Source organism: Rhodanobacter ginsenosidimutans, from assembly GCF_042655685.1.
Lineage (GTDB): Bacteria > Pseudomonadota > Gammaproteobacteria > Xanthomonadales > Rhodanobacteraceae > Rhodanobacter > Rhodanobacter ginsenosidimutans.
Genome location: NZ_JBHSMM010000002.1, coordinates 68,710 through 83,667 on the forward strand (window position 1 = coordinate 68,710; position 14,958 = coordinate 83,667).

Genomic DNA, 14,958 nt, shown 5'->3' on the forward strand with positions numbered 1-14,958 from the left:
CCCGCAGCACATCAAGGATCTTGCATGCTCTTGCCCGTCACGGCTGACGCCGAATGGATCGATAACCGCGATGCACTGCAGGCGTGGCTGGACGCATTGCCCGTCGCGGCGTCAGTGGGCGTCGATACCGAATTCATGCGTCGCAATACCTTCCATCCGCAACTGGCGCTGCTGCAACTGGGATGGAACGGTCGGCATGCCCTGGTGGACCCGCTGGCATTCGAGATCGGCGATGCACTTCAGCCGCGACTGGGTGATGGCACGGCCGTCACCGTGATGCACAGCGCCAGCGAGGATCTGGAAACGCTGGCGCCCCTGCTGCCCGACGGCCCGCGGCAATTGTTCGACACCCAGATCGCCGCCGCCTTTGTCGGCATGGGCCTGGGTATCAGCTACCGCGCGCTGGTTGCCGAACTGGCGGGCGTGGACCTGGACAAGGGCGAAACCCGCTCCGACTGGCTGCAGCGCCCGCTGACCGATTCGCAACGCGCCTATGCCGCGCTCGACGTGGTCTACCTGAAGACCATCCACGAACAGTTGAGCGAACGCCTGCAACAGCGCGACCGCAGCGCCTGGCACGCCGAGGACTGCGAGCGGCTGAAGCGCCGCGCCAGCCATCGCGACGGTGACCCGCAACCCCAACGCGCCCTGCGCGCCGCTGCCGAATGGCCGCGGGAGAAACAGGCGCTGCTCCGACGGCTGCTGCTGTGGCGCGACCGCAGTGCGCGCAACCTCGATCGCCCGCGCCCCTGGCTGATGGATGACACGCTGGCCCTGAGCCTGGCAGCGCAGCCGGCCACCACGCTGTCCGATCTTGAACAGCGCAGCCGCGGCCAACGCGCCTTGCGCTCGGCCCAGCGCAGCGAACTGTTCGAGCTGATAAGCCGGCCGGTCGAGGCCGACGAGATCGCCGCCACCGCCCGCATCCCCGCCCACCCCCAGGGCAACGCAAAAAAGGCGCTGGCGGCGATGAAGCAGGAGGTCGACGACCGCGCCACCGCCCTCGACCTGCCATCGGGCCTGCTGTGCCCGCGCAAGGTGCTGGAAGAATACGTGGTCACCGCCGAATGGCCGGAATTCCTGGAAGGTTGGCGGCGCGAGGTGCTGCACGACCAGCTGCCGGCCTTGCTGCCCGCATGATCATGATGCTTGGCGAATCCGGAATGCGCTGCTAATATTCGCCGCTTACGTGGGGCGGTAGCTCAGCTGGGAGAGCGTCGCGTTCGCAATGCGAAGGTCGTGGGTTCGATCCCCATCCGCTCCACCACTCATGTCAACAAACAACGCTTCATGCCCTCGTGGCGTGGAGCGTTTTTGTTTGGGCGTGTGATGGCCTCGAGCCGCCCGCCATCAGCCCTGTTCACGTGCCCGCAGGCTGACGCGATCACGCCGCCTGACACCGCGCATTCACCGCTGCGCGACGCGCGTTCAGCCGTCTGAACGTCCTAACGCAACGTTCCCGCCAAGCCGAGCCGTACAGGCGTGACATAACCGATGTAATCGACATGTGAATTCACATTTGTATTCACACTAATCATGACTATTGAATGGATCATTTGGCTTACATTCACTGTAAGACCGTTCGACCATGCAATCATCGAAGACCACATTTCAGCCACGCGATGACAAGACGGCCTTGCAACAATGCATCCACTTCTTATTCAACGTGAGACAACAAGATAATCAAGATGGCACCACCAATCTTGTTGGCGTCGAACCCACCTAATTACCAAACTTGCATGCATCGACAATGGCAGGCCTTTGGCAAGCCATATATTTCCTTGCAATGCTTCACAGGGACGGAATGAAGCATGACTCCGCCACGTCTAGCGCCTGATCGACCCTGACCCGGACTGCGGGAGTGCTTCGATATTGTGTTCAAACGTGTACTGATCGTCTGCATGGGCAATATCTGCCGCAGCCCGACGGCGGAATACCTGTTTCGCCAGCGCATGGAATCGCGCGACGTCAGTTTCAGCAGCGCCGGGATTGGCGCACTCGTGGGCAGGCCCATGGACGCGAATGCCCTGCAGTTGCTCGCCGAGGACGGCATCGACGGCAGCATGCATCGGGCGCAGCAATTGACGCCGCCAATGCTGCGCGAGGCCGACCTGATCCTGGGTATGGAAAAGAGCCATTTGGGCGCAATGATTCAATTTTCGCCGGAGATCAATGGAAAGGTCTATCTACTCGACAAATGGTTGAACGGGAGTGACATCCCCGACCCATATCGACAACACCGAGCCGCATTCGAACATGTTCACCAGATAATCACGCAGGGTGTCAGCAGTTGGGAGCCCTATTTGTAATTCCCACCCATGCCACGAGTTGATTGCCCCTATGGCCGCCATTCAAGACCCTGTGCAGCGCGATGACGAGATTGACCTGAGCGAATTGCTCGGCACCCTCAGCGACCACAAATGGTTGATTGGCATCATCACCGGCGTATTCGTACTGCTCAGCATCGCCTACGCGATGTTGACGACGCCGATCTACCAGGCCACCTCGGTGGTGCAGGTGGAGCAGAAAGTACCTAGCCTGCCGGGGCTGAGCGCGCTGACCCAGACCCTGGGGGCGTCCAGCCCCGAAGCCACGACGGAAACCGCGCTGATCACCTCGCGCATGGTGCTTGGCGCCGCGGTGGACGAGCTCAAGCTGGCCATCGAGACGCACCCGCGGCGCATGCCCATCATCGGCAAGTACTTCGCGCGCAAATATGCGGCCAGCAACCCCGGCCTGGTGTCCCCGCCCCTGTTCAACAAGGTGGAGTACGACTGGGGCGGCTCGAAGCTGGAGATTTTCCAGCTGGACGTTCCTGACAGCCTGCTGGATCAGCCGCTCACCCTGATCGCCGGCAGGAACGGTGCCTACGAGCTGGTGGATGCCGACGAGAATGTCCTGGTCTCCGGCAAGCTCGGCCAGACCTCCAGCGGCCACGGCGTCACCATGCAGGTCCGAACCCTGGTGGCGAACCCGGGCACGCAGTTCCGCGTGTTCCGCCATCGCCGGTTGACCGTGATCAACGGACTGCAGAGCGCCATCAACGTCAATGAGGAGGGCAAGGAGTCGGGCATCCTCAAGATGACCTACGACAACCCGGACCCGCAGCTGGCCGCCAACGTGCTCAAGGAGGTCGGCGAGCTCTACGTGCAGCAGGACGTGAACCGCAACTCCGCCGAAGCGGCGAACAGCCTGAAGTTCGTGCGGGAGCAGTTGCCCAACGTGCGCCGCGACCTGGAACGGGCCACCGCCGCGCTCAACGCGTATCAGATCAAGGCGCACTCGGTCGACATCAGCATGCAGACCCAGGGGCTGCTGGATCAGGAAGTGGACATACAGTCCAACATCCAGAAATTGCGCCTGCAGCTGGCGGACATGCAGCGCCAGTACACGCCCGAGCATCCGGCGTACAAGGCGCTGGTCCAGCAGATCGGCCAGCTTGAGGCGCAAAAGGGCGGCATCGACAAGCGGGTGGGCGACCTGCCCGATACCCAGCAACAGCTGCTGAAGCTGAAGCGTGACGTGCAGGTCAGCAACGACACCTATACCGGGTTGCTCAACCAGGCCCAGCAGCTGGATATCGCGCGTGCCGGCACGGTGGGCAACGTGCGCATCATCGACAGCTCGGCGGTGGACATCACGCGACCGGTATGGCCGCGGAAAACCATCATCGTGCTGGGCGGCACGCTGCTCGGCGCCTTCGTGGCCCTCGTCTTCGTATTCATCCGGCAGATGCTCAATCGCGGCATCGAGGACCCGGCCGTCATCGAGAAGATCGGCCTGCCCGTGTACGCCACCATTCCGATCAGCCCGCGCGAGCAGACGCTGCAGCAGAACATGCGCCTGCATGGGCGGGGCAAGCAGCGCCTGCTGGTCATGGACGCGCCCGCGGACCTGGCCACCGAAGCCCTGCGCAGCCTGCGCACCAGCCTGCATTTCGCTCGGCTGGAAGCGAAGAACAACGTGCTCATGATCTCCGGCTCCAGCCCGGACGTCGGCAAGACCTTTGTCGCGGCCAATCTCGCCACCGTCGTGGCCCAGAGCAACCAGCGGGTGCTGCTGATCGACGGCGACATGCGCCGGGGTTCGCTGCACAAGCTGGTCGGCGGCAGGGCCGAGGTCGGCCTTTCCGAACTGATCACCGGCCAGGCGGAGCTGGCGGCGGCGACGCGTCAGGTCGGCCTGATGGAGAACCTGCATTTCATCGCCCGCGGCAAGCTGCCGCCGAATCCCTCCGAGCTGCTGATGAACGCCCGCTTCTCCGCGCTGCTCGAACACCTGAAACCGCTGTACGACCTGATCATCATCGACACCCCGCCGATCCTGGCGGTGACCGACGCCGCCATCATCGGCCATCACGCCGGCACCGCCCTGCTGGTGGTGCGCTTCGGCATCAACCAGGCGCGCGAGATCGCGCTGGCAAGGCAGCGTTTCGAGCAGAACAACGTGCCGCTCAAGGGCGCCATCTTCAACGCCGTGGAGAAGCGCAGCCGGGGTTACTACTCCTACGCCTATTACGGCGTCGGCCTGCCGTCGAGATGACGCCTGCCGCAGCAACGCGCGCAAGAACAAAAACAGGGATCACGCAACACGCAGGACCATCCATGCCTAGCTCCAAGAACTTCGCCCTCATTGGCGCCGCCGGCTACATCGCCCCCCGCCACATGCAGGCCATCAAGACCACGGGCAACCAGTTGCTGGCTGCATTCGACCCCAACGACTCGGTCGGTGTCATCGACAGCCACTTTCCCAACGCCGATTTCTTCACCGAATTCGAACGCTTCGACCGCCACGTGGACCTGCGCCGACGTGCCGGCAACGGCGGCCAGATCGACTACGTCGCCATCTGCTCGCCCAACTACCTGCACGACTCGCACATGCGTTTCGCGCTGCGTTCCGGCGCCCATGCCATCTGCGAAAAACCGCTGGTGCTCAACCCCTGGAACATCGACGGCCTGCAGGACATCGAGCGCGACACCGGCAAGCGGGTCAACACCATCCTGCAACTTCGCCTGCACCCGGCCATCGTTGCCCTGCGCGAGCAGGTGCAACAAGGCCCGCACGACCACAAGCACGAGGTGGATCTGGCCTACGTCACCTCGCGCGGCCACTGGTACCTGCAAAGCTGGAAGGGCGACCCGAAAAAATCCGGCGGCATCGCCACCAATATCGGCGTGCACTTCTTCGACATGCTGCACCACATCTTCGGCGCGCTGCAGATGAACGTGGTGCACCTGGACAGCGAGACGAAGGCTGCCGGTTATCTCGAATACCAGAACGCCCGCGTGCGCTGGTTCCTGTCGGTGGACATCGAGGACGTGCCGGCCGCACTGCGCGAAGCGGGCCAGCGCACCTACCGCTCGATCACCGTGGATGGCCAGGAGATCGAGTTCTCCGGCGGCTTCACCGACCTGCACAACCGCAGCTACGAGGAGATCCTCGCCGGACGCGGTTTCGGCCTGGATGAAAACCGCGTCGCCATCGAAACGGTGTCGGCCATCCGCAACGGCAAGCCCGCCCCCCGCGCTGGCGAAGCGCACCCCTTCCTCGTACGGCAAGCCTGAAGAGAGAGCCGCATGGACTATTACCTGCACCCCTCCGCGATCGTCGACGAGGGCGCCCAGATCGGCGCCGGCTCCCGCGTGTGGCACTTCACCCATGTCTGCGGCGGCGCGCGCATCGGCAGCGGTGTTTCGCTGGGGCAGAACGTGTTCGTGGGCAACAAGGTCGTCATCGGCGACCGCTGCAAGATCCAGAACAACGTGTCGGTGTACGACAACGTGACGCTGAAGGAAGGCGTCTTCTGCGGCCCCAGCATGGTGTTCACCAACGTGTACAACCCACGCTCGCTGATCGAGCGCAAGAACGAATTCCGCGACACCGTGGTCAACCAGGGCGCCACCCTGGGTGCGAACTGCACCATCGTCTGCGGCGTGACGATCGGCGAGTTCGCCTTCGTCGGCGCCGGCGCCGTGATCAACCGGGACGTGCCCGCCTACGCCTTGATGGTCGGCGTGCCGGCGCGGCAGGTTGGCTGGATGAGTGAATTCGGCGAGCAACTGAACCTTCCACTGGAAGGCCACGCCGAGGATGTCTGCGCGCACACCGGCACGCGTTACGTGCTTGATGGGCGCACCTTGCAGCGGCAGGAGGCGGCAGCATGATCGACTTCATCGACCTCAGGACGCAGCAGGCGCGCATCAGGGATCGCCTCGACGCGGGCATTGCCCGCGTGCTGGCGCACGGCCAGTACATTCTCGGCCCGGAAGTGGGCGAGCTGGAGGAAAAGCTGGCCGCCTACGCCGGCGTGGCGCATTGCATCGCCGTGGCCAACGGCACCGATGCGTTGCAGATCGCGCAGATGGCGCTGGGCATCGGTCGCGGCGACGAGGTGATCACGCCGGGCTTCACCTATATCGCCACCGCCGAAACCGTGGCGCTGCTCGGCGCCAAACCGGTGTACGTGGACGTCGACCCGCGCACCTTCAACCTTGATCCCGAGCTGTTGGAAGCGGCCATCACGCCACGCACGCGGGCCATCATTCCGGTCTCGCTGTACGGCCAGTGCGCCGATTTCGACGCCATCAACGCGATTGCTGCGAAACACGGCATCACCGTCATCGAGGATGCCGCGCAGAGTTTCGGCGCCAGCTACAAGAACCGCCGCAGTGGCAGCCTTGGCACCCTCGCCTGCACCAGTTTCTTCCCGACCAAGCCGCTGGGCTGCTACGGCGACGGCGGCGCCGTGCTGACCGACGATGCGGAGCTGGCCCGCCTCGTGCGGCAGATCGCACGCCATGGCCAGGATCGGCGCTACCACCACGTACGCGTGGGGGTGAACAGCCGTCTGGATACGCTGCAGGCGGCGATCCTGCTGCCCAAGCTGGACATCCTCGACGACGAGATCGCGTTGCGCCAGCAGGTGGCGCAGACCTATGCCCGGCTGTTCGCCGACGCCGAGCTGGCGATCGCGCCCTTCGTCGAAACGCACAACCGCAGCGCCTGGGCGCAGTACACCGTGCGGGTACCCGAGCGCGACGAGGTGCAGGCGCGGCTGAAGGAGGCCGGCATCCCCACCGCCGTGCACTACCCGCTGCCGCTCAACCGGCAGCCGGCCGTGGCCGATCGCAAACGGCAGTTGCCGGTGGGCGACACCCTCGCGGAGCAGGTCATCAGCCTGCCGATGTCGCCCTACCTGGGCGCCGATCAGCAGCAGTCGATCGTGGCGGCGTTGGCGTCGGTCCTCTCCCATCTGCCGTCGCGCCGGGTTTGTCCTGCATGAAGAAAATCATTTTCGGAAAGTGTTATGCCTTTTCCTGCGACACGAGCCTGGAGGTGCCGCTGGCGGAAAGCCTGAGCCTGTATGCGGACGCGCCCGGCCGCGCGCCCGAGGTGAACATCCGCATCGTCGACGCCGTGACGGCGCGCTGTCCCACGGCGATCAACCCGCGCGTGCATGAAGCCTTCGAGCACGGCATGCGCACCGTGTTTCCCGGCGTCGACGTCTGCTGGGAACGCTCCGCCGATGGCTGCCTCAATGTCGAGGTTGCCATCCGGCGTCGCCGCGGGATGCGGCGCGTGGTCCACAAACTGCTGTCGATGGAATACGCGCGCGAAACCGAGGCGTTCGAGCAGATCCTGCACGAGCTGGTGCTGGTGCCGTCGGTGTATTTCTTTGGCGACATGGTGCCGATCCACGCCTCGGCAGTGACGATCGGCGACAGCGCCTGCCTGCTTGCCGGCACCGGCGGTGCCGGCAAGTCGTCGGCGATGCTGGCGCTGCGCAATCATCCCGGCGCCAGCTTCGTCAGCGACGACATCGTGGTCATGTCCGACACCGGCCGCGTCCACGGCAACATGGCCTGGCCGAAGATCTACGGCTACAACTGCGCCGGCAACCAGATGAAGCACGAGCTGCTGGCCGGACGCGGCTGGATCGACCGCGCCCACTTCGCCATCAAGAACCGCCTGAACCCCGCCAGCGTGCGACGCAAGATGTCGCCCGACCGCCTGTACCCGCGCGTGGATTCCACGTCGGCCCCGCTGTCGCGCCTGTATTACGTGGTGCGCGAGGACGTGCCGGACATCCGCCTGTCGCAGCTGAGCCAGGCCAACGTCGTGGATATGACGATCGCCGTGGTCAGCGCCGAATACAGCGTCTTCCACGACCACCTGTACTGGGAGAAATACAACGCGCTGGCCACCGCGCGCACCGCCATGCTGACGATGGAAGAGGTCACCGCGAACTGGCGCCGGGTGCTCTCGGGCAGCCTCGCCGCGGTTGGCTGTTTCAAGATCAGCATTCCGCTGAAGGTGGACCACGCCACCTACCAGCAGCGCGTGACCGACATCATCACCTCGGGCATGGCCGCGACGTCGTGAGAATCGCCATCCTGACCAACGCCTATCCCTATCTCCCCGGCGAGCAGTTCATCGAGGACGAGATCGGCTACTGGGCCGCGCGCGACGACATCAGCGTGACCCTGTTGCCTGCACTGGCGACAGGCACCCCGCGGCCCGTGCCGGCACGCATTGCGGTTGATACAGGCATGGCAGGCACCGTCGGGATCGGGCGTCTGTGGCATGCGCTGGCGGCGCTGCGTTCGGCCATCTTCTGGCGCGAGCTGGGTTATCTGCGGCGGTCGCGCAAGCTCCAGCCGCGCACCATCGGCCGCGCCCTGCTGCACACGTCCAAGGCGCTCGAACAAGCCGCACAACTGCAACGGCACGCGAAAGCCCACGGCCGCATCGACGTGGCCTACTGCTACTGGAACGACACCCAGGCCTGCGCCGCCGTGCTCGCCAGGGAAGCCGGCGCCGTGCGCAAGGTGGTCTCGCGCGCGCACGGTTACGACCTGTACGAAGCACGCCGCGATTCCGGCTACATGCCGCTCAAGCGACAATTCATCGCCGCCTTCGACGCGGTCTTCGCGCTGTCCCGCGAAGCGAAAACGTACCTGCAACGAACCTACGGCGCGCCAGCGGAAAACATCCGCATCAGTCCGCTGGGTGTACCGCTGGCCAACGCACTCAACCGTCCGAGCGCAGCCGGTTGCCTGCACGTGGTGTCGGTGGCGTCCTGCATGCGCGTGAAGCGGCTGGACCGGATGATCGGCGCGCTGCGCCTGCTCGCCGGCCAACACCGCGATATCCGCGTGACGTGGACGCATGTCGGCGGCGGCCCGCTGCTGGAAGAAACCCGGGCGCTGGCAGCACGGGAGCTGGGCGGCCTGGACAACCTCGAGTTCACGTTCACCGGCGAATTACCCCACCCCGCCGTGGCGGCGCTTTATCGCGATACAGCGGTGGACATGCTGGTCAACACCAGCGAGTCCGAGGGCGTTCCGGTGTCCATCATGGAGGCGATGAGTGCGGGCGTGCCGGTGGTTGCGCCTGACGTGGGCGGCATCTCCGGCCTGGTGTCCGGGCGCTGCGGCGTGTTGCTTGACCCGCAACCGGACGCGGAGGAAATCGCCGACGCGATGGCGCGGGTCGCCTTCGCCGATGGGCACGCGCATTTGCGCGCCAACGCGCGGCAGGTGATCGAGGCGGGCTTCGACGCCGCCAGGAATTACCGCGATTTCGTCGCCGGCATCGTCGCCCTCGGCGGCGCCGACGACAGCCCCGCGCGCTGCCGGAAGCAGGCGGCACCGGCCATCCAGCATGCGGCGGGCAGGTAATTGCGACGCGCCCCATCGGATCGATCAACGGATGAATCTACGCACCGCTCTGGCATTTGCCGTTGGCCCCATCGCCACCGCCGCGCTCGGCCTGGTGACGGTGCCGGTGATCGCCTGGGTGTTTCCGCCAGCCGACGTGGGACGGCTGAACATCGTGCAGATCGCCGTCTCGTTCGGCGTGCTGCTGTTCGGCCTCGGGCTCGACCGCGCTTATGTGCGGGAATACCACGAATCGGCCGATCGCGCGGCCTTGCTGAAAGCCTGCTTCGCACCAGGCAGCGCGCTCCTGCTGCTGGCGATGCTGGTGACCGCGCCCTTCGACGACCGCATCGCCGAATGGCTGTTCGGGGTGGGCCATGTCGCCTACTTCTGGCTGCTGCTCGCCTGTGTGACGACGAGTTTCGTCTCGCGCTTTCTCTCGCTGATCCTGCGCATGCAGGATCGCGGTGCGGCGTTCTCGATCAGCCAGATCCTGCCCAAGGTGCTGCTCCTGCTGGTGGTGACGGTGATCGCCGCATCGAATATCCACACCACGTTCGTGGAACTGGAGGCGGCATATTTCATTTCGCTGCTGTCGGTGCTGATCACCTATGGCTGGAACACCTGGCGCGAATGGAGCCCGGCGATACGCGCGCCGGTGGCGCCTGCGCAGGTGCGCGGGGTACTCGCCTACGGCACGCCGCTGATCTTCGCCGGCGTCGCCTACTGGGGGCTGGACGCCACCAGCACGTTGACGCTGCGCTCGCTGTCCAGCCTGCCGGAGCTGGCGATCTACTCGGTCTCCATGAGCTTCGCCGGCGTGGGCGTGGTCTTCCAGACCATCTTCACCGTGCTGTGGGCGCCACTCGTCTACAAGTGGGTGGCGCATGGCGTGGACATGCGGCGGGTCGACACCATCGCCAAGCAGGCGCTGGCGGTGGTGTGCGCGATATGGGTGCTGACGGGCGCCTTCTCCTGGCTGGCCGATTTCGTGCTGCCGGCGCACTACGCGCAGGTGAAGTACCTGATGCTGTGCTGCATCGGCCAGCCGCTGCTCTACACGCTGTCCGAGGTGACCTGCGTGGGCATCGGCATCACGCGCCGCTCCATGCTGTCGCTGTGGTCGACCGTCGCGGCGCTGGTGGTGAATGTCGCGCTCAGCGTGTGGCTGGTCCCCGGCCACGGCGCGGCCGGTGCCGTGGTCGCCAACGCGATCGCGTTCCTCGTCTTCTTCCTGGCCCGCACCGAAGCGTCCGCTTACGTCTGGCGCCCGTTCCCGCGCGCTCGGCTGTACATGTTCGTCACCGCCTGCGTGGGACTTTCCATTGCGACGCTGGCGTTCGGCCCACGCCTGCCGGTGCATTTCAGCCTGGTGTGGCTGGCCCTGCTGCCGGTGGCCATCGGGTGTTTCCGCGCCGAGTGGGCGGCCATGTACCGGTCGCTGCGGGCGGCGATCAAACCACAACCAGGCTGCCCGCAAACCGAGGGAGGACCCGGTGCGCTGCCCTGAGCGAGCCGCCATGCGGTCATCGCGCCCGGACGCGGAGCGCTGGCCGAATCGACCGGTTTCACCCCCGCGCCTGATGGCGATGTCGCCGACAGATTGAGGATCCACGATGAAGAAAATCAATTTGTTCGTGTTCGCGGCGCATCACCTCGCCGGCAATATCGCCGCACAACGGTTCAGGAGCCTGCTGAAATATCTGGACCCGGCGAAATACCGCATCTTCGTTTTCGCCCGGGAATCGCCATCGGCGATGACCGCGACCGCGGCGCCGCCGGGCACCGACATCACGCTCTTTCCGCTGCCCGGGCGCTGCGTGGGCAGCGAATCGTCCGCGGCCGCGTCGCTGCTGGCCCTGGCCGCCGCCTTCGTGCGCCCGCTGCCGTTCCTGCTCACCGGCGGCCGTTCGCGTGCGCGCCCGTGGTTCGTCCACGCGCTGGCCGAGGCCGATCGGCTATGCGCCGGCAAGCTGGCTGCCGGCGAGCGGTGCGCGGTCATCGGCAGCTATTCGCCGGTCGACGCGCTGATCGCCGCGGCGGCGCTGTCCAGCAGGCACCACATCGCCTGCCTGCAGGATTTCCGCGACGGGCTGGTGTTCGAACCGCTGGGCAAACCCGGCTGGTTGCGCAAGGCGATGCGTCAGCTGATCGAAGCGCGGGTGGTGGCCGCCAGCGATCTGGTCACCTCCGTCAGCGGTCCACTGGTCGACGATTTCCGTCGGCGTTATCCCCGCAAGACCGCGGCGATGCTGCCCAACGGCTACGATCCGGCCGACTTCGCCGCGCTCGAGGGCGACGTGGCGGGCAGCGCGCGCGCCGCCGCCATCCTCGCCCATGAGGTGCGGGCCGGTGCGTTGCTGATCGGCCATTTCGGGCGTGTCGGCGCCAGCGACGGATCGGCGTCGAAGAGCCTCGACTACCTCGTCGATGCGCTGAACGACGCCGTCGAGCCGGACGCGAACCGGCACCTGCTGTTTGTCGGCGAACTGACGCCGGGCGAGCAGGCGACGCTGCGGCGCGCCCGTTTCCCGGTCAGCGTCTTGGGGCCGGTGGAGCGCTCGCTGGCGCTGCAGCTGATGAGGCGATGCGACAAGTTGCTGCTGCTGACCGGCTCGCGCGCCAGCTGCGCCACCGGAAAACTGTTCGAATACCTGGCTGCCGGCGCCGACATCGTCTGCGTCTCTGGCGTGAGCAATGAGGCCACCGCCATCCTTGCGCAGACCGGGGCCGGCCAGACCATTCTCACCGACGCGGGCACGGCCGGCTACGACGCGGTGCGGGGCGCGTTGTCGCCCCACCGCGGCAGCGCGCGGCACGACATTGCCACCTACAGCCGCATCGCCCAGGCCGACAGACTCGACAGCTGGCTTTCCAGCATGGTGCAGCCATGAATCCCGGCAATGACTCGGCGCTGACGCCGGCCCCGTCGGTGTTCATGGCGCCGGCCGCGCAGTCGTTCACCGGCCGCTACCGGTTCACCGTCGGCCACATGTTTCTGGCGGCGGCTTTCGCGCTGCTGGTGCTGGCCGTGGTCGTGCCCAACTCGCTCCCCGAGATCACCGCGGCGGCGATGGTGCTGACTGCCATGCTGGCGCTGCCGGGGCTGCGCATCGGCCCCGGCTTCAGGACCCTGCTGGCGCTGTATGTCTGCACCGTGATCGTCACCCTCCTCTACATGGTGGTGGGCGGCATGCACGACGCGCCGCAGGAAGCGGAGATCCAGGTGCTGGCGATCTACATCCTTTCGCCGCTGCTGTGGACGCTCGTGGCCGATGGCCTGCTGCGGCGTCTGGGCGCCGATCGGCTGATCGACTGGCTCGCCGTGCTCAGCCTGCTGTGCGCGCTGAGCGTGGGCCTGTTCTTCTACCTGTACCTCACGCGCGGCGCCGCGGCGGTGACGTTCTTCTTCGAGGGCGCCAACGTCAATCTCACCGAGGGGTTCGCCGGCGCCACCATGCATGTGTACGGCTCGCTGATCTTCCTCTGCGGCGGATTCTTCGGTTCGCCCGAGCTCATCAGGAACCGGCTGATGCGCCTCGCGCTGCTGGCGATGCTGCTGGTCTGCGCGCTGACCTCCGGCCGCACGGCACTTATCCTGGCCGTGCCGCTGGGCTGGTTCCTCGGCTTGCTGTTGTCCTCGCGCACGACCGACACCCGGCAGAAATCGCCGATCTTCCGCCTCATCCGCTACGGCCTGCCAATGCTGATCGCGGTGACGACGGCGCTGTTCCTGCTGCAGGCCTATACGCAGATCAGCCTGCAGCGCGTGCTGGACGCCGTCTCGACCAAGCTCGCCTCCGGCGGCGGCAGCGCGCGCGTGCAGATGGGCCACTCGCTGTTTGCCGGCATTCTCGCCAACGGTGGACTGGGTTCCGGCCATGGCGTCGGGGTGGATTTCGTCAGCGATACGGTCCACCCCTGGCGCTACGAACTGGTGTGGCTGGCCACGATCTACCGCGTCGGCATCATCGGCGCGATGATCTACGCCCTGCCGTTCCTGCTGTACATGGCCTCCGTGATTCGGCTGGCCTGGCGCCGCCGCCTGCCGCCACGGCACAAGTTCATGTTCTGCGGTTTCGTCTGCGCCTTTCTCGGCACCAACACCAACCCGTACATCGAGGCGTTCGTCTTCCAGTGGATGTACGTCATCCCGCTGGTGGCGCTGGCCATCGAGTATCCGAAGGCATTCAAGAAGGGCCGCGAATGAAGCGCCTCAAGGTTCTGCTGTTTTCCAAATACTCCCGGCGCGGACCCAGTTCGCGCCTGCGCAGCCTGCAATACCTCGCACCGCTGCGCGATCACGGCATCGACGTGCAGGTGCATGCGCTGTTCCCGGACGCGTACCTCGAAGCGCTGTACGGCGATCGCCCCGGAGCGGCCAAGAGCCGCGCATGGGGCTATTTCGGCCGGCGGTTCATGCAGCTCCTGCGTCGTCACGAGCACGACCTGGCCTGGATCGAGGGCGAACTTTTCCCCTATCTGCCCTATTGGATCGAGGCGACGCTGGCGCGGTCGTTCAAGTCGTACGTGGTCGATTACGACGACGCGTTGTTCCACAAGTACGATCAATCGACCAACCCGCTGGTGCGTCGCCTGCTGGGGCGCAAGATCGACCGGATCATGCGCGGCGCCGCCTGCGTGATCGCGGGCAACCGCTACCTTGCGGCACGTGCCCGGCAGGCGGGCGCGGCGCGGATCGAGATCATCCCCACCGTGGTGGACGAGCAGCGCTACACGGCGGCCAATACCGCGGACGACCAACCGCCAGTGATCGGCTGGATCGGCTCGCCCGCCACCGAGCACTACATGCTGGACATGCGCCGGACGCTGGAGCAGGTCTGCGCCGACGACCATGCGCGGCTGCTGCTGGTGGGCGCGCGGCCCGAAACGGCGAGCCTGTTCGCCGGCACCACGCCGGAAGTGGTGGCGTGGTCCGAGGCCACCGAGGCGGCGATGATCGCGCGGATGGACATCGGCATCATGCCGCTGCTCGACAGCCCGTGGGAGCGCGGCAAGTGCGGTTACAAGATCATCCAGTACATGGCCTGCGGCCTGCCAGTGGTGGCCTCGCCGGTGGGGGTCAACGTCAACATCGTGCGCCACGGCGAAAACGGGTTCCTGGCCACCGATGAGGCCGCCTGGCGGGACGCGCTGGAACGCCTGATCGCCAGCCCGTCACTACGCGAGCGCATGGGCGCAGCCGGTCGCGCGCGGGTCGAGTCGGAATACAGCCTGGAGGCGCAGGTGCCGCGGCTCGCGGACATACTGCGTCGCGCGGGTCACGCCTGATGTGCGG

Annotated in this window: 12 protein-coding genes and 1 tRNA gene; all 13 read left to right on the forward strand. The window is 66.0% G+C overall.

What is annotated here, in order from left to right:
- Positions 1-24: 24 nt before the first annotated feature.
- The 13 genes from ACFPK0_RS10090 (at position 25) to ACFPK0_RS10150 (ending at position 14,951) form a co-directional block, all read left to right on the forward strand.
- Positions 25-1,140 carry a ribonuclease D gene (locus tag ACFPK0_RS10090; RefSeq protein ID WP_377340480.1) on the forward strand — a complete coding sequence of 372 codons (1,116 nt, stop codon included), beginning with the start codon at positions 25-27 and terminating at the stop codon, positions 1,138-1,140.
- Positions 1,141-1,191: 51 nt separating this feature from the next.
- Positions 1,192-1,267: transfer RNA gene (locus ACFPK0_RS10095), tRNA-Ala, on the forward strand.
- Between the two features lie 607 nt (positions 1,268-1,874).
- A complete protein-coding gene (locus ACFPK0_RS10100; RefSeq protein WP_056602791.1) occupies positions 1,875-2,309 on the forward strand; it encodes a low molecular weight protein-tyrosine-phosphatase in 435 nt (144 codons plus the stop codon).
- Positions 2,310-2,340: 31 nt separating this feature from the next.
- A complete protein-coding gene (locus ACFPK0_RS10105; protein ID WP_377340484.1) occupies positions 2,341-4,542 on the forward strand; it encodes a polysaccharide biosynthesis tyrosine autokinase in 2,202 nt (733 codons plus the stop codon).
- A 62-nt stretch (positions 4,543-4,604) separates the two neighbouring features.
- Positions 4,605-5,564 (forward strand): Gfo/Idh/MocA family oxidoreductase, encoded by a 960-nt coding sequence (locus ACFPK0_RS10110; RefSeq protein WP_056078006.1) that lies wholly within the window; start codon positions 4,605-4,607, stop codon positions 5,562-5,564.
- 12 nt (positions 5,565-5,576) lie between these two features.
- On the forward strand, positions 5,577-6,164 hold the full coding sequence (wbpD, locus tag ACFPK0_RS10115; RefSeq protein WP_056078004.1) for a UDP-2-acetamido-3-amino-2,3-dideoxy-D-glucuronate N-acetyltransferase: 588 nt from the start codon (positions 5,577-5,579) through the stop codon (positions 6,162-6,164).
- Entirely contained in the window at positions 6,161-7,282 is a 1,122-nt protein-coding gene (locus ACFPK0_RS10120; protein WP_377340487.1) for a DegT/DnrJ/EryC1/StrS family aminotransferase, read from the forward strand. Before wbpD ends, ACFPK0_RS10120 begins: the two co-directional genes overlap by 4 nt.
- Positions 7,279-8,382, forward strand: coding sequence for a phosphoenolpyruvate carboxykinase (ATP) (locus ACFPK0_RS10125; protein WP_377340489.1), 1,104 nt, complete (start codon positions 7,279-7,281; stop codon positions 8,380-8,382). The genes ACFPK0_RS10120 and ACFPK0_RS10125 overlap by 4 nt, the downstream gene beginning before the upstream one ends.
- Positions 8,379-9,680, forward strand: a complete 1,302-nt coding sequence (locus ACFPK0_RS10130) for a glycosyltransferase (RefSeq protein WP_377340492.1) — start codon at positions 8,379-8,381, stop codon at positions 9,678-9,680. Before ACFPK0_RS10125 ends, ACFPK0_RS10130 begins: the two co-directional genes overlap by 4 nt.
- Positions 9,681-9,711: 31 nt before the next feature.
- A complete protein-coding gene (locus ACFPK0_RS10135) occupies positions 9,712-11,169 on the forward strand; it encodes a lipopolysaccharide biosynthesis protein (protein WP_377340494.1) in 1,458 nt (485 codons plus the stop codon).
- Between the two features lie 106 nt (positions 11,170-11,275).
- Positions 11,276-12,553: a glycosyltransferase family protein gene (locus ACFPK0_RS10140; protein ID WP_377340496.1), complete on the forward strand. Its 1,278-nt coding sequence runs from the start codon at positions 11,276-11,278 to the stop codon at positions 12,551-12,553.
- Positions 12,550-13,869, forward strand: coding sequence for a hypothetical protein (locus tag ACFPK0_RS10145; RefSeq protein WP_377340498.1), 1,320 nt, complete (start codon positions 12,550-12,552; stop codon positions 13,867-13,869). The genes ACFPK0_RS10140 and ACFPK0_RS10145 overlap by 4 nt, the downstream gene beginning before the upstream one ends.
- On the forward strand, positions 13,866-14,951 hold the full coding sequence (locus ACFPK0_RS10150) for a glycosyltransferase family 4 protein (protein WP_377340500.1): 1,086 nt from the start codon (positions 13,866-13,868) through the stop codon (positions 14,949-14,951). The genes ACFPK0_RS10145 and ACFPK0_RS10150 overlap by 4 nt, the downstream gene beginning before the upstream one ends.
- Positions 14,952-14,958 lie beyond the last annotated feature (7 nt).

What these genes read in the sequence shown, in the direction of transcription:
- ACFPK0_RS10090 (WP_377340480.1), top strand. Translation starts at nt 25, where the DNA reads ATGCTCTTGCCCGTCACGGCTGACGCCGAATGGATCGATAACCGCGAT.
- ACFPK0_RS10105 (WP_377340484.1), top strand. Translation starts at nt 2,341, where the DNA reads ATGGCCGCCATTCAAGACCCTGTGCAGCGCGATGACGAGATTGACCTG.
- ACFPK0_RS10110 (WP_056078006.1), top strand. Translation starts at nt 4,605, where the DNA reads ATGCCTAGCTCCAAGAACTTCGCCCTCATTGGCGCCGCCGGCTACATC.
- wbpD (WP_056078004.1), top strand. Translation starts at nt 5,577, where the DNA reads ATGGACTATTACCTGCACCCCTCCGCGATCGTCGACGAGGGCGCCCAG.
- ACFPK0_RS10120 (WP_377340487.1), top strand. Translation starts at nt 6,161, where the DNA reads ATGATCGACTTCATCGACCTCAGGACGCAGCAGGCGCGCATCAGGGAT.
- ACFPK0_RS10125 (WP_377340489.1), top strand. Translation starts at nt 7,279, where the DNA reads ATGAAGAAAATCATTTTCGGAAAGTGTTATGCCTTTTCCTGCGACACG.
- ACFPK0_RS10135 (WP_377340494.1), top strand. Translation starts at nt 9,712, where the DNA reads ATGAATCTACGCACCGCTCTGGCATTTGCCGTTGGCCCCATCGCCACC.
- ACFPK0_RS10140 (WP_377340496.1), top strand. Translation starts at nt 11,276, where the DNA reads ATGAAGAAAATCAATTTGTTCGTGTTCGCGGCGCATCACCTCGCCGGC.
- ACFPK0_RS10145 (WP_377340498.1), top strand. Translation starts at nt 12,550, where the DNA reads ATGAATCCCGGCAATGACTCGGCGCTGACGCCGGCCCCGTCGGTGTTC.
- ACFPK0_RS10150 (WP_377340500.1), top strand. Translation starts at nt 13,866, where the DNA reads ATGAAGCGCCTCAAGGTTCTGCTGTTTTCCAAATACTCCCGGCGCGGA.